The organism is Streptomyces sp. NPDC001922 (assembly GCF_042891165.1).
In the GTDB taxonomy this organism is placed as follows: Bacteria; Actinomycetota; Actinomycetes; order Streptomycetales; family Streptomycetaceae; genus Streptomyces.
In genome coordinates this window covers 277,202-293,846 of record NZ_JBIASV010000012.1, presented here as the reverse complement: position 1 = coordinate 293,846, position 16,645 = coordinate 277,202, and the positions used below count along the sequence as shown (strand labels likewise).

Here is a 16,645-nt window from a genome sequence, read left to right as displayed (position 1 = left end):
CCCACAATCACCTCCGGACGATGCACCACCGCCCGCTGAAAACCCGTCCGCTCCTCATCAAAACCCTCCTGACCAGGAACGAACACCTCACCCCCAACCTGCCGGGCAAGTAAGGAGAAATACGTCATCGTGCCACCCCTTAGAATCAACACTTATGGAACTACGCCAGTTCGAGTACTTCGTCGCTGTCGTCGAGGAGGCGAGCTTCACCAAGGCGGCAGCCCGCGTCCACGTCGCCCAGCCCGGAGTGAGTGCGCAAATCCGCAGACTGGAGCGGGAGTTCGGACACGAACTGCTCGACCGGAGCGGGCGCACCGTCCAGTTGACGGATGTCGGAACGGCCGTACTGCCCTACGCACGGGCGGCGCTGGCCGCCGTCGAAGGCGCTCGGCTCGCGGTGGACGACCTCGCCGGCCTGACGCGCGGACAGGTCACGTTCGGGACAGTGGCCTCGTCCTCCTCCCTGGCGCTTCCGGAGCTGCTCGCCCGGTTCCACGAGCGGTATCCGTCCGTCGACATGGCCCTGTCCGAGGGGAACTCCGACCAGCTGGCCGAGGCGATACGGGCGGGCCGGATCGATGTGGCCGTCATCGGCCTGGCCGGCGAACCGCCCGGGGACCTGGACATCCAGGTCATCGCCGATGAACTCCTCGTGGGGGCGGTCGGCCACGACCACGGCCTGGCCGAGCACCAGGAGGTGTCGGTCGAGGAGATCCGGGACCACACCCTGATCTGTCTGCCGCCGGGCACGGGGCTGCGGACCGCGGTCGAGGCGGCCTGGGCGGCGGCGGGCGCCAGGCCCAGGATCGCGTTCGAGGCCAGTGACCCGGGGGTGCTGGCCCAACTGGCCGCCCGGGGACTGGGGCTGGCGATTCTGCCCCAGCCGTTCATCCGGAGCCACGCCAGGCGGCTCCACACCGTCACCATCGCCAGTCCGCATCTGCGCGGACGGCTGGCGCTCGCCTGGCGCTCCACGGGTCCGATCAGCCCGGCCGCGCGGGCCTTCATCGCCTACGCCCGGGAATCCCTAGCGGACCTCGGCCCCGGCTCCCCCGACGCCCGCTCCGACGCCTGACCTGTCGTCAGACACCGGCACCGGCACCGGCACCGGCACCGGCACCGGCGGCAGGAACTCCTGCCGCTGGAAGGGATGTCCGGGCAGCGGAACCCTTCTGCGGTCCCGGTCGCCGTGGAAGGCGGCCCAGTCCGGCTCGGTCCCCTCGAGCCACAGGTTGCCGAGCGCCGTCAGCAGCACCTGCGCCTCCGCGGTGTCGTCCGCCGGATGCGGCAGGGTCTGGAACATCGGGTGGTCCTCGGTCAGGGCCGGGTGCCGCCGGGCGAGTGAGGTCAGCGTCAGGCCGGGCCCGACTTCGAGCAGTACGGCCCGGTCGAGTCCGGCGAGCGAGCCCAGGGCGTCGGAGTACCGCACGGTCCGGCGCATGTGCGCACGCCAGTAGGCGGGTGTGGCGATCTCCTCGCCGGCCCAGGCGCCCGTGGTGTCCGAGACGACGGGGATCCGTGGGGCCCGCAGCCGGAGTCCGGAGACGTACTCCTCGAACGCGTCCAGGGCGGGCTCCACCAGCGCGGAGTGCCCCGCCGTCGCGATCTTCAGGAGTTTGACCTCGGTATCGGGCCGGGGGAACTCCCGCACGAAACGCTCCACCAGCGCGGTCGGTCCCGACACGGCCACCTGCTCGGGACCGTTGACGGCGCCGATGCCGAGCCCCTCGGGCAGCAGCGGCTGTACCTCGTCCTCGGGGAGCCCCACGGCGGCCATCGACCCCGACGGCAGGCTCTGCAGCAGTCTGCCCCGCTCGACCACCAGGGCGAGGGCGTCGGGGAAGGTGAAGACCCCGGCCGCGCAGGCCGCGGCATACGCGCCGAGGCTGTGCCCGACGACGGCCGCAGGCCGTACGCCCCACCGCAGCAACGCCTTGGCCAGCGCGTACTCGACGGCAAAGACGGCGGGCTGGCCCACGGCGATGGTCGACAGGGCCTCGCGGGCCCGTTCGGCCGCGGCCTCGTCGACCGGGTCCACGATGCTCCGCAGATCGACTCCGAGCGGCTCGCGGGCGAGCTCGGCCGCGGCGTCGATGTCGGCGCGGAACCCCGCATGGGTGCGGTACAGCCCCCGGGCCATGCCCACGTGCTGGCCGCCCTGGCCGGGGAAGGTGAAGACGACCGGACGGGGCTCGCCGGGCGCGCGCCCGGTGGGAGTCCTGCGGCGTCTGCCGCTGCGGAGCACGGCGGCGGCCTCCGCCGAGGTGCGCGCCACCACGAACCGACGGTGCTCCTCGGCGGTGCGCCCCGTCTGCAGGGTCCAGGCCGCGTCCGGCAGGGGCGGGGCGGGATCGCGGACGAGCGCGTCACCGAGACGGGTGGTCAGCTCGTCGAGCGCGGACTCGGACCGGGCCGACAGCGGCAGCAGCTGCCAGCTCGTCTCGGGTTCCGGCCGTGCCGTGACCGGGGGTTCCTCGACGACGACATGGGCCCGCACGCCGAAGGGGCCCGACGCGTCCACCCCTGCCCGGCGGGGCCGCCCCGGCACCCGCCAGTCGTCGGCGTCACCGGGCAGGGTCCCGGAGGCGACCCCCAGGACGGCCCCGAGGAGGGCCGTCACGCCGGCGGTGGTGTCGGTGGCCGCGGCGCCGCCCGGGGTCACGGCCGTCACCGGGACGATCGTGTCCGCCGCAACCCCGGCGACGGCGCGGGCACGGAGGGCGACGCGGTCCGAGGTGTCGCCGCGGCCGACGGCCGTGCCGCGCACGACCGCCCGGATGTGGTCGCCGTCCGCGAGGGCGGCGCCCAGCGGCTTGAGGACGAGCACCCCGCAGCCGCCGACGGACGCCCGGTCCGCCGGGTCCCGGCCGTCGGCGGCGGGACGGACCGTGACGGCCCCGGCGACCGCGATGTCACAGTCCCCGGCGAGCAGGGCCTGCACGGCGTGGTGCACGGCGATCAGCACGGTGGCTCCCGCGCCCTGCACCGTCACCGCCGGACCGGTGAGCCCCAGCTTGTAGGCGGGACGGGAGGCGAGGAAGTCGAGGCCGGTGGCGATTCGGATCTGCCAGTCGTCGGCGTTCGGCAGCTGCCGGATCCCGCGGCGCAGCCCCGCGGCGTACGAGGTCGTGCCGCCACCCGCGTAGACGCCGATGACCGCGTCGGTGCGGGAGGTGTCCACGGCCGCGTCCTGGAGTGCGTGGGCCACGCACTCCAGGAGCATCCGCGCCTGCGGGTCCGTGATGAGCGCCTCCCCGGGCGAGAGGCCGAAGTAGCCGTTGTCGAACGTGTGCGCGTCGTGCAGGACCGGGCCGGGCCCGTCGCCCCGCAGGAGCTGCTGCCGGTAGCCGTCGAAGTCCGTCGCGCCGGGGAACCGCGCGGCGGTGCCGATGACGGCGATCCGGGTGTCGTCCGCCGGATCGATCGCGTGCATCCGTTGTCCTTCCTCGTGACCTCGGTGGGAGCCCGCCTCAGGCCGGCGGCGCGGCGGGCCGGGTGACGGTCCGCCCGCCGCGCACGGGGCCGAGCGCCCCGGCGACCAGTTCGTGCGGCTGTCCCAGGGGGACTGCGCTGACCTCGTCGAGCCGCTGCAGCACGGCCTCGTCGAGGGTGAGGTCCAGGACGGAGAGATAGCTCTCCATGTGGTCGGCGCTGCGGGGGCCGACGATCGGGACCAGAGCGGTCGGGGAGTCCGCGGCCCGGGCGCGCAGCCAGGCCATGGAGACCTGGGCGGGCGTACAGCCGGTCTCCCGGGCCGCGGTGAGCAGGGTGTCGACGATCCGGGTGCGCTGCTCGGAGTCCTCGGTCCGGATGCCCCGGCCTTCCCAGTCGGTGAGCCTTCCGGCGGTGCCGGTGCGGTACTTGCCCGTGAGCAGTCCGCCGCCCAACGGGGCGAAGAGGGTGGTGCCCAGGCCCAGCGCCTCGGCCATGGGGAGCAGCTCCCGGTCGGCGCTGCGCTCGGCGAGGCTGTACTCGAACTGCACGCCGACGAGCGGGGACCAGCCCCGCAGATCGGCGAGGGTCACCGCCCTGGAGACGCGCCAGGCGGGGAAGTTGGAGAGTCCGGCGTGCAGGATCTTGCCGGCCCGGACCAGGTCGTCGAGAGCGGTGACGATCTCCTCGACGGGGGTCAGGCCGTCGGGCAGGTGCGCCCAGTAGATGTCCACGTAGTCCGTGCCGAGCCGCCTGAGGCTCGCCTCGACGGAGCGGCGGATGTTCTTGCGGCTGTTGCCGGTGGTGGAGGGGTGCGGGCGGCCCGCGCCGAGGGAGAACTTGGTGCTGAGGACGTACTGCTCCCGGTTGGCGACGAGGAGCTCGCCGAGGATCTGCTCGGACGTGCCGAGCTGGTAGCTGTCGGAGGTGTCGATCAGGGTGCCGCCGGCGTCGGTGAACCGGTCGAGGATCCTGCGGGCCTCGTCCCGGTCGGCTCCGCCGCCCCAGAGGGTGCCGAAGTTGGCCGTGCCGAGGGCGAATTCGGAGACTCGCAGGCCGGTGTTCCGGCCGAAGGTCGTGGTGCGCATGGCTCCTCCTGTCATCGGGCGGTGGTCATCGCCCGGTGGACGATCCGCAGCAGCTCCTGCCGCGGGCCGGGGACGCGGAAGTGGAAGTGGCCCCCGGGCACGGTGTGGTGGTGGAAGGAACCACTCGTGTGGACCGCCCAGCCCTGCAGGTCACCGGCCTCCTCCTCGCCGACGAAGACGGTCAGGGGCAGGTCCAGCGGCGGCCCGGGAGCGAAGTCGTAGGTCTCGGCGATCTCCATGTCGGCCCGGAAGTAGCCGAGGACGAGATCGCGCAGGTCCTCGTCCTCGTGGACGAGCGGGGGAAGGGCGCCCCAGCGGCGTTCGATCTCGACGAGCAGCTCGCCGGGGGGCAGCCCGTGCACCGGCCGGGCCACCTGGACGGGTGGGGCCTGCACGGAGGAGACGAAGATCTGCTCCGGCATGCGGCGGCCGGTGTCCCGCAGAGTGCGGGCCACCTCGTGGGCCACGAGGCCGCCGAGGCTGTGCCCGAAGAAGGCGAAGCGGCCCGGACCGAACTCGATCTCCGCGACGAGGGTCCTGACCAGCTCGGTCATCCGGGTGATGGGCGGCTCGTCCTGACGGGGCGCCCGGCCGGGCAGCTTCACCCCCCGGACCCGGATCCCCGGCAGTTGGTCCGACCAGCGCACGAACTCGCCCGCCGAGCCTCCGGCGTGGGCGAAGCAGTACAGGTCGGCGGAGGCGTCCGGTTTGGCGTCGCGGCACGCCAGCCATCGGCTGTCGACCGGTGTGGTGGCCGCGGCGCCGGGCGTCGTGGTGTCGGCCATGCTCACTCCTTGGGTGGTTGGTGGCCGGCGGCCCGGCGCTCGTCGAGAAGTTCGGCGAAGTCGGCCGCGGTGGGGGCCGAGAACAGCGTCTTCACCTTGATGTCGACCGGGAAGAGCGATCGGACCTCGGCCAGGAGACGTGCGGCGATCAGCGAGTCACCGCCGAGTTCGAAGAAACTGTCGTCGGGGTCGACGGAGCTGAGTCCGAGAGCCTGCGCGAACAGCCGCAGGACGGTGTCGAGGGTGTCGTCGTGGCCGGGGTCCGCGTGCGACGGCGTCGGTGCGGGCCGGGCCTCGGTGCGGGTGTCCGGTACGGCGGCCGGGGCCGGGGCGGCGACCGGTTCCGACGGCGGGCAGGGCTGTTCGACCGGCTCGACGAGGTACGGGAGGCGCTCGAACGGGTAGCCGGGCAGCGGCAGCCGTGCCCTTCGCGCACCGTCATGCACGGAGGTCCAGTCGACCGCGACACCGCGGGTCCACAGTCGCCCGAGCCCGGTGAGCAGCGCGGCCAGCGTTGCGTCCGGGGTGGCAGCGGCGGGCGGGACGGCCAGGGGAACCGGGCCGGAACCGTCGTCGAGGGTCTCGAACGCCGCCTCGTGGCCTGCCCGTTGACCTGCCCCGGGGTCCCCCTGCCCGGCCCGTTCGGCGGCCCAGCGGGCGAGGCCGGGGGCCGTCGAGGTGTCGTACGGGCGGCCGTCCTGGCCGGAGGTGAGCGTGATCCGGGCCGGCCGGAGTTCGCTGCCGGACAGCAGCCCCCGCAGCGCCTCCTCCCGGTCCGGGCACCCGGCCGTGGCCACGACGAGCCGGACGGCGTCCGGCAGGTTCAGCACTCCGGCGGCCGTGACGGCGACGAGCGCGCCCGGGCCGGCGCCGGACACGGCGGCGGGCTCCCCGGCCCAGTGCTGCCAGAGCGCGCCGAGGGCGTGTTCCCGGGCGAAGACCGCGAGGTCGTGAACGGCGGGGTCGTCCGGCCAGGTGCGCTCCGGTGCGGCGAGCGCGGTGCGCACCGCGTCGGCCAGGTCGCTGCCGGCGGCGTCCAGGCAGGAGTCGAACGCGGCGGTGAAGACCGGCTCCGAGGGGAGCAGCCAGCCCGGTCCGGGCCGGCCGGAGGTCCCGGGGAAGAACAGTGCCGCGGCACGGGACACGGCGGCCGGCTCCCCCTCGTGCGGCGGAGCGGTGAGAGCCGCTGCCGCGGCCTCGGCGCTCCCGGCGACCACGAAGGCACGGTGCGGCAGCTCACGGCGGCCGGTCTGGAGGGTCCAGGCGACGTCGGCCGGCGGCAGTTCGGGGCGGGCGCGCAGGTGTGCGGCCAGATTCCGGGCGGCGGTGTCCAGGGCGGTCGGAGTCTGCGCGGAGAGGACGAGGAGCTGGGCCGTCCGGGCGGGGCCGGTGGCAGCCGGGGCGGGTGCCTCCTCGAGGACGACATGGGTGTCGACCCCGCCGATGCCGAAGGCGCTCACACCCGCGCGCCGGACGGGCCCCCTGGGCTGCCAGGGTTCGAGCGCCGTGGCGACCCGGAAGGGCCCGTCCGCGAAGTCGATCTGAGGGTTGGGCGTGGAGAAGTGGAGGCTGGGAGGGATCGCGGCGTGCTCGAGGGCCAGCACGGTCTTGATGAGTCCGGCGGCTCCGGCCGCGGCGTCGGTGTGCCCGATGTTGCTCTTCACCGACCCGATGGCGCAGTAGCCGCGGTCGTCGGTGTCCTCACGGAACGCCTCGGTGAGGGCCGTGATCTCGATGGGGTCACCGAGCGGTGTGGCGGTGCCGTGGGCTTCCACATAGGTGATGGTTCCGGCGTCGGTGCCGGCGGCGAGCTGGGCGGTCCGGATGGCCGCCGCCTGGCCCTCGACGCTGGGCGCGGTGAAGCCGATGCGGGCCGAGCCGTCGTTGGTGACGGCGGAGCCGCGCAGCACCGCGTGGACGCGGTCGCCGTCGGCGAGCGCGTCGGTCAGGCGCTTGACCACGACGATGCCGACGCCGTTGCTGGCGACCGTGCCGTCGCCGAGGGCGTCGAAGGAGCGGCAGACGCCGTCGCGGGACAGGATGCCGTCCTCGGTGTATCCCGCCTTCTTGGGCGGGGCGTGCACCGCGACCGCACCCGCCAGGGCGACGTCGCAGTCGCCGGAGAGCAGGTCCTGAGCGGCCAGGTGAACGGCGACGAGCGCGGTGGCACAGGCGGACTGCACGGCGACCGCCGGGCCGCGCAGGCCCAGGCGCTCGGCCGTGCGCGCCGGGAGGAAGTCCGGAGCGGTGCCGAGCAGGATGTCCTCCTCGGTGACGTCCGGCAGCTTCTCCCGCTGGTCCCGGAGGGTCTGGGCGTACGGCGACTCCGTGGAGCCGCCGTAGACGCCGATGGTGCCCGGGTGACGGTCGGGGTCCAGGCCGGCGTGTTCCAGGGCGGCCACGGCGCATTCGAGGAACACCCGCTGCTGGGGGTCGATGAGCAGGGCTTCCTCGGCGGAGTAGCCGAAGTATCCGGCGTCGAACCACTCGGTCCGCTCCAGCAGTCCACGGGCGGGGACGAAGGTGGGGCCGGATTCCTCGCCGGTTCCGGCGGCGTTCGGCCGCACCGGCCGGGCCGGTTCCCGGGTGAGCGTGTCCAGGCCCTCGCTGAGGTTGCGCCAGAAGGCGTCGATGTCCTCACCGCCGGGGAAGCGGCCCGCCATCCCGATGATCGCGACGTGACCGTCCGACGCGGCCGCCGTCTCCTCCTTCGGGCCGTGGTCACGCATCCTGGTCCCCTCCGGCCGCCCGGTCACCGTGGAGGCGGCGGCTGCCGAGCCGGGCCCGGCCGCCCGCCCGTGCGGCGGGGGCACGCCGGGCTCCGCCGCGGCCGGCTCCCCCGTCGCCGTCGAGGTGGCGGGCGAGGGATCCGATCGTGGGGTGGGAGAAGAGCTCGACGAGCGGAACGTCCTTGCCGAGGCGCTGGGCTATGTCGTCACGGACCATGTGCAGCAGGACGGAGTGGCCGCCGAGGTCGAAGAAGTTGTCCTGCCTGCCCACCCGGGGCAGTTCGAGGACGTCGCACCAGATCTCGGCCAGAACGTCCTCGGTGCGCCGTTCCGGTGCTGGGCGTTGTGCGGGCATGGTCCACTCCAATTCGTCCCGGTACGGGAGTTCGAGGCGGGCGGCTTCTCGATCGTCCAATCACCGGAACCAGATGTCCAATAGCTGGATCTCGTGAGCCCGAGAAGCATTCGTTATGACCTAGGGCATGAGCGAGGGCGCCGGCCCGGGGGTGTCCCGAGGCCGGCGCCCTGAAGGGGGGACGGGGCCGTTCAGCCCCGCAGCACGGTCTTGCTGCGCATCAGAAAGTCCGCCAGATAGCCGTCGTGCGGCATTCCGGTGTCGGTCCAGTGCGTGGGGTGGTCCCCCACGTACAGGTTGCTGACGGTGGGTTCGTCGCAGAGGGCGTCGATGAGTTCCTCGTCGTCGGTGAAGGCGCTCATCACCAGCGTGTCCCGCAACGGTGCCACCCCCGCCGCACGGTTCCAGGGCGCCACCCAGACGCAGGGGAAGGGCACCTCGGTCCCGGCCTCGGGCGCGTCCGGGCGGTCGAGTTCGAAGACCGCGGGGCGCAGCACGGCGCTGCCGTCGCCCAGGTCGTCGGCGATGCCGCCGCCGCCCAGCCAGGCCCGGGCGCCCGCGGCGCGGCCGAGCACGTAGCTCTCCAGGGCTCTGGCCGAGCGGGCGGACTGCACGGGCAGCCGGGCCTTGTCGTCCTCGGGCGGCAGGCTGGGCAGCGAGGCGAGCCGTTCGGCCAGGGCCTCGGCCACGGGCGCGGTGTCGCCCTCGACGAAGACCGCCGTGGCGTTGACGCAGCCGGTGCCGCCGTGGTGGGCGATGGAATCCACCAGCGTGTCCAGGTGCCGCCGCCAGTCCACGTCCCCGGTGAGCAGGACCTTGCTGCGGCCGGGAGTCAGCGACAGCACCCGCCGGTCCTCGGCGTGTTCCCGGATGATCTCGTCGCTGCCGTACGCCAGATCGGCCGCTCGCAGCATGGCCTCGGCCGGTTCGTGCTCGGTGGGCAGCAGCATCACGTGGTCGTCCCCGAAGCCCGCGGCCCGCAGCGCGAGAACCAGCCGGTGCGGGGTGAGGGGTTCGCGCCGCGACGGCCGTACGGCCACCCGGTAGCCGAGGGCGAGCGCCTCGGGCCACAGGGAGTGCGTACCGGGATGGTTGCCCGCCGCATGCACCGCGAGCACCTCGCCGCGCCGCGCCCACACGGCCCGGCCGGTACGGGTCAGCGGGTCGCGCCAGTCGGTGACCGCCCCGGTGGGACGGGCGAACTGCAGACCGCGGTGGAGGTGCGCCGTGCGGTGCGCGAGGGTACGGGTGGCGGCGCGGACCACGGTGACGGGGAGGCCGGCGACCCGGCTCACCGCGTGCTCGTACGCCTCCGGGGTGAGCCCGCCCAGTTCGGCGGTGGCGAACAGCTCACCGGCCCTGGCGATCGCCGCCACCCGTGCGTCGACGGGCAGCGGTACGGCCGCGCGCAGCGCCCTCATGGCCCGGCTGACGAACAGCTTCGGAGCGACGCCCAGTTCGGCCGTCGTCCGGCCGGCCACGTCGGTGACGGTCTGCCGGTTGCGGGCACGGTAGACGCCGGACGGGCCGAGGACGTCGAGGGGGAGGGCTCCCGCGGTCATCAGTAGACCCCCTCGATGACCGTCTCGTTGTCGAACCGGGCCACCGGCGCGATGTCGGCGACCGAGTCCCCGACGCGTCCGTCCGGGGCCTCGATCCGGGTGGCGAGGTCACGCTCCAGGTTGTTGGGCAGCAGCAGGCCCTTGCTGACGTGATTCATCACGACGCGGCCGCGCTCCCCGTAGGCGACCGGCTCCCCGCTCGCCGGGTCCACCACGGAGAAGGTGATGTACGGCGAGAAGGTGTCGAAGACGCACGGGTCGTCCTCGCCCAGGCCGTACCGCTGCCCGGCGATGCCGAGGATCATCGTGCTGCCGTAGTGGCCGTAGAGCGGGATGCCGGGGAAGATCTCGGTGCGGTACAGGTCACGGCTGTCGGCGTCCATCTGGGTGCCGCCCCAGCGGATCGCCCGCACCTTCTCGTTGACGAGGTCGACCAGCTCGTCCCGGCGGGCCAGCCGCTCCAGCAGCGGCGGAGTGATCGTCATGACGCCGATGTCCTGGGTGCGCAGGACGAAGGCCGCCTGGTCGATGACGTGTTCGGCGTAGTCGTCGGCGAGGTCGCCGCGGCCGGTGGCGATCAGCTTCTTCACCCAGCGCGGGTCGAGGTCGACGAAGAAGCCGAGACTTCCGTGGGTGGCGGCGGACTCCTCGAAGATCCGGCCCACGACATGCGGGCCGGAAGGGGTGACCCCGAGCCACTGGACGCCCCGGGGGAAGCCATGGGTGTCGAGGTTGGCGTTGCTCCAGGCCACCACGCGGTCCATCCAGTCCCGCAGGCAGACGACCCGCTTGGGCGCTCCCGTGGTGCCGCCGCTCTCGAAGGTGCCGACGATGTCGGGCGCTTCGCCGTAGCCACGCGGGACGAGGTCCCGCACCGGGACGTCCCGGAGCTCGTCGACGACGTTCGGGAAGAGGGTGAGGTCGGCGTGGGTCTTGATGTCCCGGCGGGGGTCGAAGTCCAGGCTCTGCGCACGCCGGAGCCAGTACGGCGAGCCCGTCTCGGGGCTGAAGTGCCACTCCATCGCAGCGCGGACGAATTCGTCGGGGTCCGGGGTGACGTCGAACGGCAGATCCAGAACGGGGTGGGCTGCTGGTGACACGGGTTCTCCTTGGACAGCGAGGGGTGGTGGGTTCAGCACGGCGTGCGGAAGGCCCGCCGGTACCAGAGCAGGGGGGTTCCGGGGCGTCGCGCCTCCACCTCGGTGAGGGCTCCGAACAGCAGGTCGTGGTCGCCCGCGGGAACCACGTCGTGGCGCACGCAGCGGTACGCGGCATGGGCGCCGGGAAGCACGGGCAGGGCGGTTCCCGGCCACTGCTCGAAGTGCTGCCCGGCGAAGCGGTCCACTCCGTGCTGGGCGAACGTCCGGGCCAGGGCGCGGTGGCGGCCGTCGAGCACGTTCACCACGAACTCCGGGGCGGACACCAGGGCTTGGTGACAACTGGAGGTGCGGGACAGGCCCACCATGAGCAGCGGCGGGTCGAGCGAGACGGAGACCACGGAGCTGGCCGTGAACCCCCAGCGGCGCCCCTCGCCGTCGGAGGTGGTGACGATGGTGACGGCGGCCGGCAACAGGGCCATGGCGTCCCGGAACTCGTCCGCTCCGGCCAGCGGGGTGGTCCGGGCCGGGGCGTTCATCGTGCGTCCAGTGCTGCGAGCGGGGCGGCCGCGGGCGCGGTGCGGGCTCCGAACCGGCCCGGGGCGAGGAAGTCGAGCGACAGGCGCGGGGCGGCGCCGGTGGCCAGTTCGGCGAGGAGCTCGCCGATGCCCGAGGCGTGTTTGAAGCCGTGGGCGTTGCACCCGCCCCCGACGATCACGCGCGATGCGTCGTCCAGCGCGCCGACGGCGAACTGGCCGTCCGGGGTGCGGGAGAAGAACGACACGGCGACCCGGTCGGGCACCTCCGCCAGGCCGGGCAGGAGTCCCGGCAGCAGGCGTGCGACGTCCGACCAGTCCTCGGACCGGACGGAGCGGTCGGCGTCGTCGTCGGGGCCGATCGGGCGGGCTCCGGGGCCGTACCCCTCGAGACCGAGCTTGACCTGGTGGCCGCCCTCCCGGCCGTTGCCCCACAACACCGGACCCTCGTCGGTCTCGCGCATGAAGACGGGGAAGTGCTCCAGGTCGAAGCCGCTGTCGTCGACGACCGGGCGGAACCAGGTCAGCGGCATGCGCAGGGTCTGCAACGGCAGGCCCTCGATGAGGGTGGGGAGCCAGGACCCGACAGTGACCACGACCCGGCGGACGCGGTGGACGCGCTCGGCGGTACGCACCTCCACGCCGTCGCCGACGGGTTCCACCGCCCGGACCCGGCTGTCGGTGAACACCCGCGCGCCCGCCGCGGTGGCGAGCCCGGTGGCGGCCCGGATCGATGCCTCGGGCCGGAGGATGCCTGCCGAGGGCTCCCACACCGCACGGTGGTGCTCCGGCACCGCGGCCTGGCGGGGGAAGCGTTCGCGCAGCTGCGCCCCGGTCAGGGCGTGCACGTCGATGCCGTGTTCGCGGGCCGCCCGCAGGGTCCCGCCGACGATCGTGCCGTGCTCCGGCCCGATCAGCAGTCCGCCGCCGGGGAGGAACAGGCGGTCCCCCGACTCGTCCTCGAGGCGTCGCCAGAGCTCCAGTGACCTCCGGGCGAGCGGTACCAGCCCGGGGTGTTCCAGGCACGTGATCCGGAACATCCGCGATCCCCCGAAGGAGGACCCGAAGGCGTTTCCGGGGCGGTGCTGTTCGAAGCCGATCACGTCGACGCCCCGTGCGGCCAGTTGCCAGAGGGCCATGGCTCCCCAGGCTCCCAGGCCGATGACGGCCACGTCAGCGTCCCACCGTTTCATGGTGCCTCTCTCGCTCGCGCTCCACTGCGGCCGGACCGGGTGGAACGGCTGGGCCCACCAGACCACGCGGGGTGCGGCCGGCACGTGAGTGGTCGGCACTCAATTCCCCCGGTCCGCGGTCCGGGCCGGCCGGGCCGGACCGCGACGACGCACCGGGCCGGGCGGGGCCGCGGAGCCGCGCGATTAAGTGCCGCCCACTCAAGCGCCGGGGCGGGGTGGCGTGGTCCCCTCGGTGACAGGACACGTGTGCGCCGGTCAAGAGGCGGACTCGAGACCGCGAAGGGGGAACCGATGCTGTTCAGGATGCTGGGCGTACCCGAGGTGTACGACGAGAGAGGGAACCGGGGCATACGGCTGACCAGCTCCAAGCAGGGCACGCTCCTGGGAGCGCTGATGGCCCGTCCGGGCATGCCGGTGCACACGGACGAGCTCGTGCACGAGCTGTGGGGGGACCATCCCCCGGGCAAGGCGGGCAACGCCCTGCAGGCCCACGTGTCCCGGCTGCGGCAGACGCTGTCCCTGTTGGAACCGGAACTGGCGGGCCGGTCCCGGCTCCTGACGAACCGGTCGGGCTATGCCCTGCAGGCGCACGAGCGGGAGACCGACGCCGGACGGTTCCGGCTGTCGGTGGCACGAGCGCGGCGGCTGGCGGGCCGCGAACCGCAGGCGGCCTACCACCAGGTGCGACAGGCGCTGGCGCTGTGGCGCGGCGAGGTACTGGAGGGCAGCGCACGCGGTCCCATCTGTGCCGCGGTGGCGGCGGATCTGGAGCGCGTGCGGGAGGAGGCGCTGGAGGCGATGTTCGACGCGGCGCTGCGGAGCGGCCGCCACGAACAGGTGCTGGCAGAGCTGCGGGAAGCGGTCCGGGCGCATCCGGAACACCCGCAGTTCGGTGCGCAGCTGACGCTGGCCCTGCACCGGGCCGGCCCCGCCGCCGGGCCCACGCAGACCGGTCCCGGGCACGCCCCCGGCCACGGCCACGGCACGGTGCACCGCGGCGCGGCCGGAGGGCCGGGGCACCGGCCGGGGCGCGGGGAAGGGCCCTCCGGCGGGATCCGGGCACCGCACGAGGCCCGGCGGTCCGACGAACTGGACCGGCTGCGCGGCCTGGTGCAGTTGCTGGCCTCGGAGCAGCGCTCGCTGCGGGTCCGGCTGGAACGGCTGTCGGCGCTGGTCGGCGAGGGGGCCGCTGCTTCCTAGGAAGCCGCCGTACGGGCCGGTTCGGGGGCGCGTACGACCATGTGGGCGTGGCCCGGCGCCGGGCGGAAGGCGGCGTCCGGCCGGACGAGGTACTGCTGCAGCGGGGTGTTGAGGTGGTAGCAGGTCATCGACGACCGGACTCCGAAAATGGCCGGAGCGTCCGTGAACAGCGGGGCCTCGGCCCTGACGTAGTCCAGTCCCGCTTGGATATGGGCGTCGGTCGCGAGCCGTTGGGGGCCCAGCCGGTGACGTACGACCTGGCGCACCATCTCGTCGACGACGGCGGCGAACTCGGGCACCTCCCGCAGGGCCCGGTCCGTGCGGGCGCGCACGGACCGGTACCGGGGATCGTCGACGAGTTCGGAGAGCGCGCGGACCCGCAGGCGTTCCCCGTCGGCCGCGGCGCTCTCCACGGCCCGGCGGATGCGGCGGCGTACGTCCTTGACCGTGTTGCGCGCGGACTTGGCGGCGGCCGCGGGAGTGTGCCCGTCGGCGATCAGCATGCTGTCGATGTGCGTGTCGACGTAGACCACGTCCACCGCGGCGAAGGTGCGGCCCGCCCAGGTCAGCAGACCGGCGAGCCGGTCCTGGGAGAAGTAGCTGTTCCCCGCGCTCACCCCGATGAGGGCGTGGTCGCGCCGGTGCCATATCCGCCGGCACTCCTCGCTCAGCGGCTCCACGTACATGCCGTGGGAGTACTCCGCCGGCTGCTCCCGCGCCGGTAAGCGGGTGCTTCCCGTTCCGTTCACGACGTCAGCTCCTCGAGGCCGAGCGCGGTGTCCGCGCACAGGGTGTCCAGCACCCCGGCCATGTCCACCTCGCCGCCCATCGGGGCGAACATGAGGTCGTCCAGGCTCTTGCGGACGGCTTGCAGGCGGTCGCTGGTTCCGCCGGCCTGTTCCAGCAGGAGCAGGGTGCGGCGGGCGGCATCCGCACAGCGGTAGGAGCCGTAGTCGGCCGGCTCCTCCAGCAGACCGCGGCCGCTGCTCAGCAGGTACGCGGCGAGCAGCGCGATCTCCTCATGCAGACGTGCCGGCGGAAGCGCCTCGGCCCCAGCGTTCACGGCTGATCACCTCTTTCTTGTCACGGCGGTCGGAGGGGACGGGAGCCTCGGCCGGATGGCCGACGGGCACCACGAGCAGGGGTTCGATGTGCTCGGGGATGGCGAGCAGGTCGCGGATCTGCCGGTCCCGGAAGCTGCTCACCGGACACCCGCCGAGCCCCAGGGAGTGCGCGGCGAGCAGCAGGTTCTCCACGGCCATGGCCACACAGAGCTTGCTGGTCCGGTAGATCTTCTGCGAGATGTGGCCGGGCAGGCGATCGGTGCGGGAACGGTCGACACAGGCCACGACGACCAGCGCCGGGGTGCCGATGATGCCGGGCGCGAAGGCCCGTATCCGGCGGATCAGGCGGGGGTCGCGGACCACGACGAAGGACCAGGCCTGTTTGTTGGACGCGGTCGGTGCCGCGACCATGGCGTCCAGCATGTCCTCGACAGTCGCGTCATCGACCGGACGGGGCGAGTAATTGCGCAGGACCGTCCGCGTGCGCAGGGTTTCCAGGGTGTCCTTCATGACGCCTGCCCGAAGGCCGGCATGACCTCTGCGGCGAAGAGTTCCATCGCCGTGGCGGCGCGGGCGAAAGCCAGACCGCCGGGATTGAACTGCAGGCTGAAGGACAGGTCCTCGCCGAATTGCTCACGGACGGACCGGAGCTGCGCGGTGACGCCGTCGGGATCCCCCGCCAATACCTTGTTGCCCGCCAGGGAGGCGGCGAACTCGTAATTCTTCGCCTTCTCCAGGAACGTGTCGTACCCAGGATAGTCGGCAGAGTCTCCGGTGGCCAGCGGGGCGACGGCCACGGCCATGTGGTCGATGTAGCTGCGCTCGTAGAACTCGCCCTGCTGGAGGGCCTCCTCGCGGTCGGCGGAGAGGTAGCAGGTGAACTTCATCTGGATGCGCCGGGCGGCGGGGTCGTGGCCCGCGGCGTCCCAGGCGCCGCGATAGGCGTCCAGCATCGAGGCGAGCTGTTCGGCCGAGGTCACGGACGGCACGACCTGGAGGTGGTGACCGGCGGTTCCGGCGGCCGCGCACGAGTCGGTGCTGGTGGCCGAGGCGATGAAGATCGGCGGGTGGGGGCGCTGGTAGGGCCGGGGCAGCAGGGTGACCGGGCCGAACCGGTGGAAGCGGCCCTCCCACACCAGGTCCTCCGTGGTCCACAGCCGGCGGCAGGCCTCGACGCCTTCCGTGAACCGGGCCCGGCTCTCGTCCATCGGTATGCCGAAGGCCTCGAACTCGGTGGGCAGAAAGGCCCGTCCGAATCCCACGTCGAGCCGTCCGTGGGACAGGTGGTCGAGCATGGCGAGCTTTCCGGCCAGTTTCACCGGGTGGGTGAAGGCGGGAACGACGGCGCCGGTGGCGAGGCGGATGCGGCTGGTCCGTGCGGCGGCCGCGGTGAGCAGCGTCACCGGATCCGGGCTGTATCCGCCGTAGGGCGTGAAGTAGTGCTCGACCGTCTGCGCCTGGGTGAAACCGAGGGATTCGGCGAGTTCGATGAGCCGCAGGGTCTCGTCGTAATAGTCGGTGGCGGTTTTCACCGCCGGATCCACAACCGGAAAGAAGTTCACTCCGAATTGCGTCATGTGGGGGCCTCCTGGAGGGGGCGACGT

15 protein-coding genes are annotated in these 16,645 nt (G+C 73.2%); 2 read left to right on the top strand and 13 right to left on the bottom strand.

What is annotated here, in order from left to right:
- Positions 1-154: 154 nt before the first annotated feature.
- Positions 155-1,075, top strand: coding sequence for a LysR family transcriptional regulator (locus tag ACFYYR_RS23710; protein WP_388856930.1), 921 nt, complete (start codon positions 155-157; stop codon positions 1,073-1,075).
- On the opposite strand, the gene ACFYYR_RS23705 is transcribed toward ACFYYR_RS23710, so the two are convergent.
- The 9 genes from ACFYYR_RS23705 to solA form a co-directional block, all read right to left on the bottom strand.
- The gene (locus ACFYYR_RS23705) at positions 1,028-3,433 is read right to left on the bottom strand and encodes an acyltransferase domain-containing protein (protein ID WP_388856927.1); all 2,406 of its coding nucleotides are present in this window, start codon (positions 3,431-3,433) and stop codon (positions 1,028-1,030) included. The two genes, ACFYYR_RS23710 and ACFYYR_RS23705, sit on opposite strands and share 48 nt — an antisense overlap.
- A gap of 37 nt (positions 3,434-3,470) precedes the next feature.
- Entirely contained in the window at positions 3,471-4,520 is a 1,050-nt protein-coding gene (locus ACFYYR_RS23700) for an aldo/keto reductase (protein ID WP_388856924.1), read from the bottom strand.
- Between the two features lie 11 nt (positions 4,521-4,531).
- Positions 4,532-5,305, bottom strand: a complete 774-nt coding sequence (locus ACFYYR_RS23695) for a thioesterase II family protein (RefSeq protein ID WP_388856921.1) — start codon at positions 5,303-5,305, stop codon at positions 4,532-4,534.
- A 2-nt stretch (positions 5,306-5,307) separates the two neighbouring features.
- Positions 5,308-8,034 carry a type I polyketide synthase gene (locus tag ACFYYR_RS23690; RefSeq protein ID WP_388856918.1) on the bottom strand — a complete coding sequence of 909 codons (2,727 nt, stop codon included), beginning with the start codon at positions 8,032-8,034 and terminating at the stop codon, positions 5,308-5,310.
- The gene (locus ACFYYR_RS23685; RefSeq protein WP_388856915.1) at positions 8,027-8,449 is read right to left on the bottom strand and encodes a phosphopantetheine-binding protein; all 423 of its coding nucleotides are present in this window, start codon (positions 8,447-8,449) and stop codon (positions 8,027-8,029) included. Before ACFYYR_RS23685 ends, ACFYYR_RS23690 begins: the two co-directional genes overlap by 8 nt.
- Positions 8,450-8,580: 131 nt before the next feature.
- On the bottom strand, positions 8,581-9,951 hold the full coding sequence (locus tag ACFYYR_RS23680; protein WP_388856912.1) for an aldehyde dehydrogenase family protein: 1,371 nt from the start codon (positions 9,949-9,951) through the stop codon (positions 8,581-8,583).
- Positions 9,951-11,051, bottom strand: a complete 1,101-nt coding sequence (locus ACFYYR_RS23675) for a phenazine antibiotic biosynthesis protein (RefSeq protein WP_388856909.1) — start codon at positions 11,049-11,051, stop codon at positions 9,951-9,953. The genes ACFYYR_RS23680 and ACFYYR_RS23675 overlap by 1 nt, the downstream gene beginning before the upstream one ends.
- A 32-nt stretch (positions 11,052-11,083) precedes the next feature.
- A complete protein-coding gene (locus ACFYYR_RS23670) occupies positions 11,084-11,587 on the bottom strand; it encodes a flavin reductase family protein (protein WP_388856906.1) in 504 nt (167 codons plus the stop codon).
- Positions 11,584-12,777 (bottom strand): N-methyl-L-tryptophan oxidase, encoded by a 1,194-nt coding sequence (gene solA, locus ACFYYR_RS23665; RefSeq protein WP_388856903.1) that lies wholly within the window; start codon positions 12,775-12,777, stop codon positions 11,584-11,586. The genes ACFYYR_RS23670 and solA overlap by 4 nt, the downstream gene beginning before the upstream one ends.
- 291 nt (positions 12,778-13,068) lie before the next feature.
- Here solA and ACFYYR_RS23660 point away from each other — a divergent pair, with 291 nt between their 5' ends.
- Positions 13,069-13,977 (top strand): BTAD domain-containing putative transcriptional regulator, encoded by a 909-nt coding sequence (locus tag ACFYYR_RS23660; RefSeq protein WP_388856900.1) that lies wholly within the window; start codon positions 13,069-13,071, stop codon positions 13,975-13,977.
- On the opposite strand, the gene ACFYYR_RS23655 is transcribed toward ACFYYR_RS23660, so the two are convergent.
- From ACFYYR_RS23655 to ACFYYR_RS23640, 4 genes are read right to left on the bottom strand one after another with little or no spacing between them, the layout of a single operon-like run.
- Positions 13,974-14,726, bottom strand: a complete 753-nt coding sequence (locus ACFYYR_RS23655) for a tRNA-dependent cyclodipeptide synthase (RefSeq protein ID WP_388856897.1) — start codon at positions 14,724-14,726, stop codon at positions 13,974-13,976. The genes ACFYYR_RS23660 and ACFYYR_RS23655 overlap by 4 nt on opposite strands.
- Complete coding sequence (locus ACFYYR_RS23650; protein ID WP_388856894.1) at positions 14,723-15,040, bottom strand: DUF6092 family protein; 318 nt, start codon at positions 15,038-15,040, stop codon at positions 14,723-14,725. Before ACFYYR_RS23650 ends, ACFYYR_RS23655 begins: the two co-directional genes overlap by 4 nt.
- Positions 14,997-15,551: a nitroreductase family protein gene (locus ACFYYR_RS23645; RefSeq protein ID WP_388856891.1), complete on the bottom strand. Its 555-nt coding sequence runs from the start codon at positions 15,549-15,551 to the stop codon at positions 14,997-14,999. Before ACFYYR_RS23645 ends, ACFYYR_RS23650 begins: the two co-directional genes overlap by 44 nt.
- Positions 15,548-16,618 carry an LLM class flavin-dependent oxidoreductase gene (locus ACFYYR_RS23640; protein WP_388856888.1) on the bottom strand — a complete coding sequence of 357 codons (1,071 nt, stop codon included), beginning with the start codon at positions 16,616-16,618 and terminating at the stop codon, positions 15,548-15,550. The genes ACFYYR_RS23645 and ACFYYR_RS23640 overlap by 4 nt, the downstream gene beginning before the upstream one ends.
- Positions 16,619-16,645 lie beyond the last annotated feature (27 nt).